Raw genomic sequence first — 12,909 nt, 5'->3', positions numbered from 1 at the left:
GTGAACCCACATGGGTATGAAGGACCAGTTCCAGGACAAGGCCGAAGAGCTCGCGAACAAGGCCAAGGAGAAGGCGGGCCAGGGGCGCGAGCGCGGGGAGCGCGGCGCGCAGCGGGACGAGATGCCCGAGCGGGGTCAGCAGCGGGACGAGACCTCCGAGCGCATGCAGCGTGAAGAGGACCGGATGGACCAGGACTACGACGTTTAGTCGTTGTCCGATTGCGTGGGGCGCCCTGGGTTTTTGGGGCGTCCCACGTTTCGTTGTCGGGCGCGGGTGCGTCGGGGCTGGGCGCGCAGTTCCCCGCGCCCCCAGGTGAGTTGCCCCTCTGTCTCTCAGGAGCGTGGCGGCAACTTCGGTCTGCTTCTGTCCGGGACGGCCGAGTGGTCCGGTGGGGTTGCCGCGGGATGGATCGCCAGCAGATCCAGGGCCAGCTTGATCGCGTCGTCCAGCTGGGCGTGTCTGCCCTCCGCCCAGTCCAGTGGGGTGCGGAGGATCTCCAGGTCCGGGGTCACGCCCCTGTTCTCCACCGACCAGCCGTAGGCGTCGAACCAGGCCGCGTTCATCGGGACCGTGATCACCGTGCCGTCGCCGAGTTCGTGGCGGCCGGTCATGCCGACCACTCCGCCCCAGGTGCGTTGGCCTACGACCGGGCCGAGCTTCAGGAGCTTGAAGGCCGCTGTGATCATGTCGCCGTCGGACGAAGTCGCCTCGTCCGCCAGCGCGACCACCGGCCCCCTCGGGGCGTTTGACGCGTACGACACCGGTTGGGCGTTGCGGGTCAGGTCCCAGCCGAGGATGGTGCGGGTGAGTTTCTCGACGACCAGCTCGCTGATGTGGCCGCCCGCGTTGCCGCGTACGTCGACGATGAGGGCGGGGCGGGAGACCTCAAGGCGCAGGTCGCGATTGAACTGGGCCCAGCCGGAGCCGCCCATGTCGGGGATGTGGAGGTAGCCGCAGTGGCCGCCGCTCAACTCCCGTACCACCGCCCGGCGTTTGGCCACCCAGTCCTGGTAGCGGAGGGGGCGTTCGTCGATGAGGGGGACCACGGCGACCCTTCTCGCCCTGCCCTCGCCCTCCGCCGGGGTGAACGTCAGCTCCACCGTCGTGCCGCCCGCGCCCGCCAACAGGGGGTAGGGGCCGGTGAGTTGGTCCACCGGGCGGCCGTCGACGTGGGTCAGGACCGCGCCCTCGCGGATGCCCGTGCCGGCCAGTGGGGAGCGGGCCTTGGAGTCCGAGGACTCGCCGGGGAGGATGCGGGCGACCGTCCAGCCTCCCTCCCTGCGGACCAGGTTGGCGCCCAGCAGGCCCTGGCGGCGCTGGTAGTGGGGCGGGCCCTCGTTGCGGCGGGACGGGGTGACGTAGGCGTGGGAGGTGCCCAGCTCGCCCAGGACTTCGCGGAGCAGGTCCGCGAAGTCGTCGGGGGTCGCGACGCGTTCGACCAGGGGGCGGTACTGGTCCAGGACGCCGTTCCAGTCGATACCGCACATCTGCGGGTCCCAGTAGTAAGCACGGATCAGGCGGCCCGCCTCCTCGTAGGACTGGCGCCACTCGGCGGGCGGGTCGACCTCGTGCAGGATGCGGCGCAGGTCGATCCAGACGGTCGAGTCTCCGTCGCCGGACTCCGTCGAGGGCACCGCCCGCAGTTCGTCCTCGTCCACCACGACCAGCCGTGAGCCGTCGCCGCTCACCGCGAACCAGTCGAGGTGGTCGACGAGTTCGGACTTCTTCGCCTTGCTGATGTTGAAGTACTCCAGGGTCGGCCGGCCGCTGGTGTCGTCCGGGTTGGCGAAGGTCTCGCCCAGCGCGCCGGAGATCGGCCAGCGCAGCCAGACCAGGCCGCCGCCCGAAACCGGGTACAGCGCCGAGTACTTGGAGGCCGAGACCGGGAAGGGGGTGACCCTGCTCTCCAGGCCCTCCACCTCCACCGTCACCGCGCCGTCCGCGCCCTCGTCGTCCTCCGCCGCGTCGAGGCCGCCCGCGGCGGGTCGGCCCTCCGGGGTCAGGGCGAAGGGGGAGGGGGTGGCCGAGGAGAGGGGGACGAGGTAGGGGCGGCAGCCGAGCGGGAAGGACAGGTCGCCGGTGTGGACGTCGTAGACCGGGTCGAAGCCGCGCCAGGAGAGGAAGGCGAGGTAGCGGCCGTCCCTGGTGAAGACGGGATTCTCGTCCTCGAAGCGGCCGTTGGTGACGTCCACGATCAGACGGTCCTTCGTCCGGGCCATCTTGATCTGGCGGAGGGAGCGGCCGATGCCCGGGTGGGACCAGGTCAGCCAGCTGCCGTCGGGGGAGAAGGCGAGGTCCCGTACCGGCCCGTTGATGGAGCAAATGAGCTCTGTGACCTCGCCGTTGGAGTCCTCCGTCGCGTCCAGGAGCAACAACCGTCCGTCATGCGCCGCGATCGCCAGACGCTCGCCCGCCGGGTCCGACACCAGCTCCAGTACGCGGCCCACCTCGCCGGAGGCGAGCCGGCGCGGGGCGCGGTCGCCGGTGGCGCGGGGGAGGTAGGCGATCTCGATCGCGTCCTCGCCGTCCGCGTCGGTGACGTAGGCGACCTGTCCGCCCGAGCCGAGCATCTCGGGGAGCCGGACCCGTACGCCGGGAGTGTCGGTGATGGTGCGGGCGGGCCCGTCGCGGTGCGTCAGCCAGTACAGACTTCCCCGTACGACCACGGCGCTCGCCCGGCCCGTCTCGTCGACCGAGATGCCGTCGACGTGCTGGGCGGCGGGGACCTGGTACGTACGACGGCCGGGGCGCGGGCCGCTCAGGCGGACGTCGAGCTTGCGGGGGAGTGAGGCCGCCGACAGGTCGTCGACGATCCACAGGTCGCCGGCGCACTGGTACACGACCCGGGTGCCGTCGCTGGCCGCGTGCCGGGCGTAGAAGGCGTCGTGGTCGGTGTGGCGGCGGAGGTCGGAGCCGTCGTAGGAGCAGGAGTAGAGGTTGCCGATGCCCTCGTGGTCGGAGAGGAAGGCGATGCGGCCGTCGACGAACATCGGGGAGTGCAGATGGCCTTCGAGGTCGGCGAGGAGGCGGCGGCCGTGCAGCCAGAGGCGGCCCATGGCGCCGCCGCGGTAGCGCTTCCAGGCGGCGGGTTCGTGGGGCGGGGTGCCGGTGAGGAGGAGGGTCCGGTGCTCGCCGTCGATGTCGGCGAGCTGGATGTCGGAGACCGGGCCCCAGGGGAGCCGACCGCCGGGGTCGCCGTCGGTGGGGACCTTGTGGGCCCAGGTGAAGTAGGAGAACGGCTCGCCGTGCGAGGCCACCGCGAGGATGTCGGAGTTTCCTGCCCTGTCGGGGGGTGTCCAGCCGCAGACCTGGGTGTCGGGGCTGCCCCAGTAGGTGAGTCTGCGGCCGGGTCCGCCGTCGACCGGGACGAGGTGGATCTCCGGGACCAGGCTCCGCCAGGTCGTGTACGCGAGATGGCGGCCGTCGGGGGAGAAGCGGGGGTGGCCGACCTTGGTGCGGTCGACGGTGAGGCGCCAGGCGCGGCCCCCGCCGTCGAGAGGGGCCAGCCAGAGGTCGTCCTCGGCCACGAAGCTCAGCAGGTCTCCGTTGAGGTGCGGCAGGCGCAGATAGCTCACGTCCCTATGCTTTTCCGCGGGACGGACCGGAGCAACTTATGAAAAATCACCGAGGTGACCCGGCCGGTGACTCAGCACACGTACGAAACGGTTTCGTTTCGTAGAAGGGTGCGCTACATTCGTCATGTACGAAACCGTGTCGTTCGGAGCTGGAAGGTGAGTCGCATGACTGAAGTCGCAACGGCGCGTCGCAGTCGCATCACACCCGAGCGCGAGGCCGAGTTGTACGAGGCCGTGCTCGACCTGCTCCGCGAAGTCGGCTACGACGCCCTGACCATGGACGCCGTGGCCGCCCGCACCCGTTCCAGCAAGGCGACCCTCTACCGCCAGTGGGGCGGCAAGGCCGAGCTGGTGGCCAAAGCGGTGCGGCACAGCAAGCCGGGCCGGCCCACCGATGTCGACACCGGGACACTCCGGGGCGACATGCACGCCATGGTGGCCCGCGAGGACGACTGCCGGATCGAGCAGAACTCCGCGCTGATGCGGGGTCTGGCCATGGCGACGCACAACAACCCGGACCTGCTGCAGGCCTTCCGGGAGCTGCTCGTCGAACCGGAGATGGAAGAGTTCCGCGTCGTCATGCAGCGCGCAGTCGACCGGGGCGAGGTCCGTGCGGACTGCCCCGCGCTGGACTTCGTGGTGCACATGATGATCGGCGCCTTCGCCACCCGCACGGTGATCGAGGACCTGCCGCCGACCAAGGCCTATCTGACCTCGTACATCGACGCCGTAGTGCTCCCCGCACTGGGCGCACCCACCACCTGACACACCCCACACCACCCAGCAAGCCCACCTGACGTAACCGCTCACGTCGTCGGGCCGATCAGCCGTGTCCCCAACCGGCCGGTCACACCTGCCCCGAAGAACCCCACGACCTGACCGGGAGTACGCCCTCGTGGCCACGTTCCTCTACAAAGCCGGCCGGCTCGCCTTCAGGCGACGGCATTTCGTCGCCCTCATATGGATCGCCCTGCTGACACTCGCGGGAGTCGGCGCGGCCGGCGCGCCCGCCGCGGGCTCCACCTCCTTCTCCATCCCCGGCACCGAGGCCCAGAAGGCCTTCGACCTGCTGGACCAGCGCTTCCCCGGCTCCAGTTCGAACGGCGCCACCGCGCGCGTCGTCTTCAAGGCGCCGAGCGGCGAGAAGATGACCGACGCCGCCAACAAGGCGACCGTCGAGAAGACGGTGAAGGAGCTGGCCGACGGTTCCGAGGTCGTCTCCGTCAGCGACCCGTTCACCACGAACGCCGTCAGCAAGGACGGGACGGTCGCCTACACCTCGGTGAAGTACGACGTCGCCGGCATGGAACTCAAGGACTCCAGCAAGGACGCCCTGGAGAACACCGCGGCCCAGGCCCGGGCCACAGGGCTGACCGTGGACGTCGGCGGTGACGCGCTCCAGGCCGCCGCGGAGATGGGCGTCGGCGAGATCATCGGTATCGCGCTGGCCGCCGTCGTCCTCCTGATCACTCTCGGCTCACTCGTCTCGGCCGGTCTGCCGCTGCTGACGGCGATCATCGGGGTCGGTATCGGCGTCGCGACGATCACCGCCCTCGCCAAGACGCTGGACCTGGGCTCGACGACGTCGACGCTGGCGCTGATGATCGGCCTCGCCGTCGGCATCGACTACGCGCTGTTCATCGTCTCCCGCTACCGCGCCGAACTGGCCGAGGGCCGCGAACGCGAGGAGGCGGCCGGCCGGGCCGTGGGCACGGCAGGCTCGGCGGTGGTTTTCGCCGGTCTGACGGTCGTCATCGCCCTGGCCGGTCTCGCGGTCGTCAACGTGCCGATGCTCACCAAGATGGGCGTCGCGGCGGCGGGCACGGTCGTGGTCGCGGTGCTCATCGCCCTGACCATGATCCCGGCCCTGCTCGGCTACGCGGGCCGCAGGATCAGGCCCACCGGCGAGAAGGCCAAGTGGCTGGGCGGCGGCAGCGCCAAGGAGGCGGCCAAGGCGGCCAGGCCCAACATGGGCACCCGCTGGGCGAGCTTCGTCGTACGGCGTCCCGCGGCCGTCCTGATCCTCGGCGTCCTCGGCCTCGGCGCGATCGCGCTGCCCGCCAGCCAGCTCCAGCTGGGCCTGCCCGACGACAGCTCGCAGCCCACGTCCACGACCCAGCGACGGGCCTACGACCTCCTCGCCGAGGGCTTCGGCCCCGGCTTCAACGGCCCGCTGATGATCGTCGTGGACGCCAAGAACAGCGACGCCCCCAAGGCCGCGGTCACGACCGTGACCGACAAGATCAAGACCCTCGACGACGTGGTCTCGGTCAGTCCGGCCATGTTCAACAAGGCCGGTGACACCGCGACGATCACCGTCGTGCCCGACTCCAAGCCGTCGTCGGTCACCACCGAGGACCTGGTCCACTCCATCCGGGGCGAGGGCGCCGGCATCAAGGCCGACACGGACGCGCAGGTGCTGGTCACCGGCACCACGGCGATGAACATCGACTTCTCGCAGAAGCTCAACGACGCCCTGATCCCGTACCTGGCCCTGGTCGTCGGCCTCGCCTTCCTCCTCCTGATCGTGGTCTTCCGCTCGATCCTGGTCCCGCTGAAGGCGGCCCTCGGCTTCCTGCTCAGCGTGCTCGCCTCGCTCGGCGCGGTCGTCGCCGTCTTCCAGTGGGGCTGGCTGGCAAGCCTGATCGGCGTGGAGGAGACCGGCCCGGTCATGTCGATGATGCCGATCTTCCTGGTGGGCGTGGTCTTCGGCCTGGCGATGGACTACGAGGTGTTCCTCGTGACCCGGATGCGCGAGGCGTACGTCCACGGAGAGAAGCCCAGCCAGGCCGTCGTCACCGGGTTCAAGCACGGCGCCCGGGTCGTCACGGCCGCGGCGGTCATCATGATGGCGGTCTTCTCGGGCTTCATCACCTCCAGCGAGTCCATGGTCAAGATGATCGGCTTCGGCCTGGCGGTCGCGGTCCTCTTCGACGCGTTCGTCGTCCGCATGGCGATCGTCCCGGCGGTACTGGCCCTGCTCGGCAAGCGGGCCTGGTGGCTGCCGAAGTGGCTGGACCGGGTACTGCCCAACGTCGACGTCGAGGGCGAGGGCCTGCGCGCCCTCGACTCCAAGGACTCGGATCCCGACGAGGACCGGGAGTTGGTCCGGGCCTGAGGCGGCTGCCGCGAGGCACTGAGGCACCGGACAACTGATCTGCCGCGCCACCGAGTTCGGGTGGCGCGGCAGATCGCGTCGGTGCCAGGGTTACGGCCGTGACAGCACTGGACGAACTGGTACGGCTGCTCGGCCCGTCGCCGGAGACAAGGGATCCGTCCGCCGACGACTGGACCGAGACCGAGGCGTACGTCGCCTCACCACTGCCCACCGACTTCAAGACGTTCCTCGACACCTACGGCACGGGCGTCATCTGCGACGAGCTGGTGATCTTCCACCCGCGCGGCAACAGCCCCCTCCTCGCTCGGATGCGCCAGGTCCACGAGCGGCACGCACAGGCCCGGCGCCGCGCCCCGGACCTGCACACCTTCCCCGTCCACCCGGAACCCGGCGGCCTGATCTCCTGGGGCTACGACCGCTCCGGCAACGAACACTTCTTCTGGCCCTGCGACCCCGACCCCGACCGGTGGAAGGTCGTCACCGACAGCCACGCCCTGGAACCGGAGGTCTTCGATGGGCTGTTCACCGCGTTCGTCCTCGACTTCGTCGAGCGACTGCGGACCCTGGACCCGCACCACGGACTCGATCCGGACGAACCGGAGTTCCTGGAACCGAAGGACCTGGCCGAACTGGCCGAACGCGGAGAGACCGGACCGGTGGAACCGAGCTTCAGACCGATCTGAACCGGGCCGATGTCAGTGGGCCGGACTAGCGTGTCGAGCATGACCACACTCGCAGAACGGCCCCGCACCGCACTCCTGCTGATCGACGTCCAGGTCGCCGTCGTGGGCGACGCGTACGAGCGTGACGCGGTCGTCGCCAACATCGCCGCGCTCGCCGACCGGGCACGCGAGGAAGACGTCCCGGTCATCTGGGTCCAGCACTCCGACGAGAACGTGCCGAAGGGCAGCGAGGGCTGGCAGCTCGTCCCCGAACTGACCCCCGGCGACCAGGAACCCCTGATCCACAAGCTCTACCCGGACTCCTTCGACGACACCCCCCTGGAAGAGATACTGGCCGCCGCCCAGGTCGGACACCTCGTCGTGGCAGGCGCGTCCACCGACCAGTGCATCCGCTCCACACTCCACAGCGCGTTCACGCGCGGCTACGACGTGACACTCGTCGGCGACGCCCACACCACGACCGACCTCAGCCAGTGGGGTGCGCCGCCGCCGGAGCAGGTCATCGCCCACACGAACCTCTACTGGAAGTACCACACCGGCCCAGGCCGCAAGGCAGGAGTCGAGACGACGAAGGACGTCGCCCTCACAACGTGACCTCGCCCCAGCGGCCGATGGAGGGGGTGGGGGTAGGTCTGGAAAAGTGTGTCACTTTCCACCCAAAGCGACACACTTTTCCAGACCACCCCCCACCCCCGGGAGGTCTCGCCCCTCCTCCTCCCCTCCCTCCCACCGGCGGTTGGCCGCTGAGCCGGCCCGGCGTGCCGGCGAGACGCGGACGCGCCCCGTAGCTCCGGCCCGCAACGCAGGACACGCAAGGGACCGGCATGCCTCGGCCCCCCGTTCCTCCCGGCCGCTCGCTCGCTTCTAAAACGGGCTGGAGCGGACCGAGTCAAGGGTGGCCCGCAGGGCCATCGCCGCAGGCGACGCGGAGCGCAGCGCAGCGCCCTTTACTCGGCCCGCGGAAGCCCGACACTGACAAAGAAGCGAGTGGCCCCACGTCAAGAACTCAGTCGCAGGCCCCGTACACCCCCGCTAGCGTGCCGTACATGACCACGAACGCCACCGAAAACACCCAGGACCCGGACTCAGGCGCCAACCCTCGTTTCGCCGAAGCCCTCCGGGAGTTGGGACTCGGGGAACTCCTCAGCAGCATCCGGCGCTTCCCGGGCGCGACCCGTACCGCAGCGGAGGCCGCCACCGCGATCGGATGCGAGTTGAGCGAGATCTGCAAGTCCCTGATCTTCGCGGCGGACGGGGTACCGGTGCTGGTGCTGATGGACGGGGCATCGCGGGTGGACGTGGAGCGGGTCCGGGAGGAGCTCGGCGTCGAGAAGGTCACGCGGGCCAAGGCAGACGTCGTACGGGAGACGACCGGCTATGCCATCGGAGGCGTGCCACCCTTCGGGCACCGTACGAAGACCCGTGTGCTCGCCGATCGTTCGCTGCTCGCGCACGACGTCGTGTGGGCCGCCGCCGGCAATCCGCACGCCGTGTTCCCCATGGAACCGAAGGAACTTGTCGCGTACGCCGGTGCCACCTTGGTGGACGTGCGCGAGCAGATCTCGTGACGCCGCTGGTCGCCGCCGCTGTCCTGCTCGCCGCCGTCACGCACGCCTGTTGGAACGCCCTCGCGCACCAAATCACCGACAAGCTGGTCGGGTTCACGCTCATCACGGGCGGCGGGACGGTCATCGGGCTCGTCCTCGTGCCGTTCACGGCCCTTCCGGACGCCGGCGCGTGGCCGTACATCGGGGCCTCCGCGCTCATCCATCTCGCCTACACGCTGCTGCTGATGAAGTCGTTCCGGCTCGGGGACTTCGGGCAGGCCTATCCGATCGCGCGCGGCACCGCGCCCCTCGTCGTCACGGTCCTCGCCGCCGTCTTCGCGCACGAGGTGCCCGACGGATGGGCGGCGGCGGGTATCGCGCTGTCGTGCACGGGGCTGACCGGTGTCGCGCTGTGGGGGATGCGCGGGCGGCGGCCCAACTGGGCGGCGATCGGTGCCGCGTTGGCGACGGGGCTGTCGATCGCGGCGTACACCGTCGTGGACGGGCTCGGGGTACGCGCCTCGGGGTCCTCGCTGGGGTACATCGCCTGGCTGATGGCGGCGGAAGGGTGGATGATCCCGGCCTACGCCTTCTTCCTCCGACGCGGTCAACTCCTCTCGGAGCTAATGCCGTTCGCCGCCGTCGGCTTCCTCGGTGCCGCCCTGTCCGTGCTGGCGTACGGACTCGTCCTGTGGGCCCAGACCCGAGCGGACCTCGCACCCATCGCCGCCCTGCGCGAGTCGTCGGTCAAGTCCTGCTCATGCAGCAATAACTTTGCTACTCAGGGAGCTTGATGGGTATGCGGGGCGTGCATCTGCCCTGATCCCAGTTCAGCAGGCGCCGCGCAAGAACCCGCCTATTTCCGCAGCCATCAGGCCAATACAGGGTCAGGCCTGCATGACTACGGCAGCCGAGCCGCAAGTCCCCTCCATGGCGACTTCGGGGGCAAGAACAAAAGGGCTTGGCGGGCTGGGCCAGTGGTGGGGCGTGTTGGCGGGGTTCCTATTGATAGCCGCATGGATCAACTCCGCCGCTGGCCCGGTGATAGTCATCGTCCTTTCGGCCGCGACCGCAGCATGGTGCTTCTTCCAAGCTCCTGTGACGTGTGGCGCTCCGGTGCGCGGGCGGGAGGACGGTTGCCGGAACAACGCCTCCGGCCTTCTCCTGGGCTGCTACATCCGACAACACCGCTGGCAGAAGCTGAAGTTGCTCATCGTCCGCCGCCAGCTTCGACAGTTCTGCTCGGGTCTCTTCTCGGACGGGAAGGCCACCATCGTCACACTGTCAGGCATGGCGAGCGTCGTGTCGGGCCTTGTCGCTCTCGTCCCAGGTGTCATCGTCCACTGATCGATCAAGCGGGTCACATGACAGCAGAGCCTTGAGCAGACCGGGGCTGCCTGCCTGCCTGATCGGCGCGGCCAAGGCGGATGGCTGCTTGCTTCAACTGCGCCATCTGTCCGCAGTTCGATACATGGCCACAACTGAGCGACAGCGGGAAGAAGTTGCTGCCGCTGACGGTCAAGAAAGACGGTCCGACCAGCGGACATACGCACTGAGGTGAGTGAGCCTCTGGAGCGGCTCGTTGATGTCCTGGCGGGGGCGAGCGAGGACGATGTAGCCGCCGCGCTCCGGCATCTTGGGGTCCTGGAGGCGCGGCACGTCCCTCAGGAGGTCCCGAGAACGCCGCTGCCGGGGCCTGGGAGCCGTGTGGGCATCCAGTCCGAGGTGGAGTGGGTTTAGCGGCGTGCGCTGCTTGCAGCGGCGCTCAGAGGCCGCCGTTGGATCTGATGTCTTGAGTCACCCGCTTCCAGTAGTCCGGGCAGTAGACGTTCACGGCCGTTACCAGTAGCTCGTTGGCGTCGGCCTGCTCCAAGCCCCAGTGCTGGCCGGCTGGGTACAGGTCGTCCCCGTGCAGATCAAAGAGATCTCCCACGCTGTGCCCTTGAGCCAGGCCGTTGCACCACTTCGGCGGGAAGGCGAGAAGCTCCTGATCCGTTGGCTTGCCCTCGGTATACGGCATGTCTCGGGCTGCCTTGAGGTAGCGGTCTCCTTGGCCGGCGGTTGGGGTGCTCTTCGGGCGTGCGTCGTGATGTCTGGCGTCGTCTCTGCTTCCGCAGGCGGTGAGACTGGCAAGTAGTGCGACGGCGAGCAGCATGGCAGTGCGAGGCATAGGTCCCCCAGATCTATTGATGCTGACGAGGATCATGCCGTGGCTGCGTCTCCTGACGCGAGCGAGGAGAATGCTGCGCCGTGCGAAAGCACTGACGGGGTGTGTTGACGCTTCCGCGATGCCCTGCCCACCGGTGGTTTTCCCTAGCGCTGTGTCAGCAGTTCGATACATGGCCACAACTGAGCGACAGCGGGAAGAAGTTGCTGCCGCTGACGGTCAAAAAGGACGGTCCGGCCGGCGGACACACGCACTGACGTGAGTGAGGCGTTGGGGCGGATCGCGGAGGTGCTGGGGGACGGCGGCGAGGAAGAGGTGGCTGCCGTCCTGGGCGCGCTGGGTGCGCGGAGTGAGCGGCGGGCGATCGTGGGGAAGGTGCTGAGAACGCCTCTGCCGACGCCTGGGGGCTCTTCGGCTGTCGAGTCCGAGGTGGAGTGGGTCTGAGGGCTGACGGCGCAGGAGGACGCAGTACAGGGTTGGTCGTCGCCTGAGTGGCTGCTCTTGGTTCGCGGGGTGGGCTCTGGCTTCCTAGCGTGGCGGTATCCGCTACGGAGGAGGCCGCCATGCCAGCGAGTGAGTCGCCGGTGAATGGTCCTCAGTGGGAGAGCCGGGACAGTCGTCCTCGCCCTTCTGGGCAGTGGGCGCCTCCTGTCAGACCTCCGCAGAGCAAACGGCGGGGTCGTGGCTGTCTTTGGGGGTGTGCTGGAGCCCTGGCCACGCTGGTTGTCGTCGTCGTGGTTGTGCTGGTCATCGCGCTGGGGAGTGGCGATGAGAGCACCACGCCCGCGCCCAGCGGGACCGCCAGCGCTGAGCCACAGCGGGAGACGAAGCAGACGCCCCAGAGCCAGGGCCATGGCAAGAGCGAACGAGCGGACCTCGTGAGCTTCCAACTGGACGACCGCTCAGAAGCCGGCATCAACAATATTTGGATCGCTTGGACGATCAAGAACAACAGCGGTGAGAAGTCCGACTACTCATGGGATTGGGAAGCCGTGGACGGCAGTGGCACTCGCCTGGCGAACGGCACCCAACTGGACACCGACGTCCAACCCGGCCAGACCGCCCGGGGTGAGTACCCCACGACGCTCAAGAGTGTGAAGGGCATCAAACTCAACATCACCAGCTTCGATCGGACTGCCAGCTACTGAACAGCGGCGGAGCCTGAAGCGATCCGTTGTGAGGCGCGCACTCCCGACATCACCTGCGAGGCTCAGCCTCATAGAGACTTCACAAGGTTGATGTAGGCCAACGGAGCAAACGCTGAGCCCATGCGGTGCCATCACACACGCACCGTCAATCTACGGTGACCGAAAGCGAGTTGGGTTCTGGCGCCACGGCTCAGGGTCTGGTTCACTGCACGTATTTGTTGACGTTGTTACAGCCCTACGCCCCCAGCGGCGCCCCTAAGCCGCGCCGCGCAGGTGCAGGGAGGAAGCCTGACATGAGTGACTATGCGGAGCAGGAGCCGGGATCCCCTGCTCTGAACCCGACCGGTGATCATCGGCAAGCGCCGGCGGAGTACCTCACCAATGGCTTGGCGGAAAAACTGAGGCGGAGAGCTGCGAATACGCCAGATTTCTGGACCTTCGAGGGTGACGCTACTCGCGAGCATGGCCATGGGCTCTTTGCCTATCCAGCAATGATGGTTCCTCAGTTGCAGGGAGTCCTTCTTGACGACTTAATGTCGGTTGATCCAAACGTGTCACGCATCTACGACCCGTTTATGGGGTCGGGCACAGTCCTATTGGAGAGCATCCGTCGAGGATTATCCTTTCGTGGCCGGGACATTAATCCCCTCGCGGTACTTATTTCGCAAGT

Annotated in this window: 11 protein-coding genes; 9 read left to right on the top strand and 2 right to left on the bottom strand. The window is 68.4% G+C overall.

Features of this window, described 5'->3' with window-relative positions:
* The first annotated feature begins 10 nt into the window (after positions 1-10).
* Positions 11-208 carry a hypothetical protein gene (locus ACWDEW_RS29105; protein ID WP_362980311.1) on the top strand — a complete coding sequence of 66 codons (198 nt, stop codon included), beginning with the start codon at positions 11-13 and terminating at the stop codon, positions 206-208.
* A 125-nt stretch (positions 209-333) separates the two neighbouring features.
* Here ACWDEW_RS29105 and ACWDEW_RS29100 read toward each other — a convergent pair whose 3' ends face one another.
* A complete protein-coding gene (locus ACWDEW_RS29100) occupies positions 334-3,576 on the bottom strand; it encodes a S41 family peptidase (protein WP_450516385.1) in 3,243 nt (1,080 codons plus the stop codon).
* Positions 3,577-3,741: 165 nt separating this feature from the next.
* Between ACWDEW_RS29100 and ACWDEW_RS29095 the strand changes: the two genes are divergently transcribed.
* From ACWDEW_RS29095 to ACWDEW_RS29070, 6 genes are all read left to right on the top strand, one after another.
* Positions 3,742-4,341 (top strand): TetR/AcrR family transcriptional regulator, encoded by a 600-nt coding sequence (locus ACWDEW_RS29095; RefSeq protein ID WP_362980307.1) that lies wholly within the window; start codon positions 3,742-3,744, stop codon positions 4,339-4,341.
* 130 nt (positions 4,342-4,471) lie between these two features.
* Entirely contained in the window at positions 4,472-6,694 is a 2,223-nt protein-coding gene (locus tag ACWDEW_RS29090) for an MMPL family transporter (RefSeq protein WP_450516383.1), read from the top strand.
* Between the two features lie 98 nt (positions 6,695-6,792).
* A complete protein-coding gene (locus tag ACWDEW_RS29085; protein ID WP_450516381.1) occupies positions 6,793-7,377 on the top strand; it encodes a hypothetical protein in 585 nt (194 codons plus the stop codon).
* Between the two features lie 39 nt (positions 7,378-7,416).
* Positions 7,417-7,971, top strand: coding sequence for a cysteine hydrolase family protein (locus ACWDEW_RS29080; protein WP_450516379.1), 555 nt, complete (start codon positions 7,417-7,419; stop codon positions 7,969-7,971).
* A gap of 452 nt (positions 7,972-8,423) precedes the next feature.
* Positions 8,424-8,945: a YbaK/EbsC family protein gene (locus ACWDEW_RS29075; protein ID WP_450516377.1), complete on the top strand. Its 522-nt coding sequence runs from the start codon at positions 8,424-8,426 to the stop codon at positions 8,943-8,945.
* Positions 8,942-9,718, top strand: a complete 777-nt coding sequence (locus ACWDEW_RS29070; protein ID WP_450516375.1) for an EamA family transporter — start codon at positions 8,942-8,944, stop codon at positions 9,716-9,718. Before ACWDEW_RS29075 ends, ACWDEW_RS29070 begins: the two co-directional genes overlap by 4 nt.
* Positions 9,719-10,689: 971 nt before the next feature.
* Here the strand turns inward: ACWDEW_RS29070 and ACWDEW_RS29065 are convergent.
* Positions 10,690-11,079, bottom strand: a complete 390-nt coding sequence (locus ACWDEW_RS29065; protein WP_450516374.1) for a hypothetical protein — start codon at positions 11,077-11,079, stop codon at positions 10,690-10,692.
* 270 nt (positions 11,080-11,349) lie between these two features.
* On the opposite strand from ACWDEW_RS29065, the gene ACWDEW_RS29060 reads away from it, so the two are divergent.
* Together ACWDEW_RS29060 and ACWDEW_RS29055 are read left to right on the top strand one after the other, a co-directional pair.
* Positions 11,350-11,535: a hypothetical protein gene (locus ACWDEW_RS29060; protein WP_450516373.1), complete on the top strand. Its 186-nt coding sequence runs from the start codon at positions 11,350-11,352 to the stop codon at positions 11,533-11,535.
* Positions 11,536-11,825: 290 nt separating this feature from the next.
* Positions 11,826-12,239 carry a hypothetical protein gene (locus ACWDEW_RS29055; protein ID WP_450516371.1) on the top strand — a complete coding sequence of 138 codons (414 nt, stop codon included), beginning with the start codon at positions 11,826-11,828 and terminating at the stop codon, positions 12,237-12,239.
* The last annotated feature ends 670 nt before the right edge of the window (positions 12,240-12,909 follow it).

The organism is Streptomyces sp. NPDC001100, from assembly GCF_053598575.1.
The sequence above is the reverse complement of the archived record's forward strand: the minus strand, read 5'-3'. Positions and strand labels throughout refer to the sequence as shown.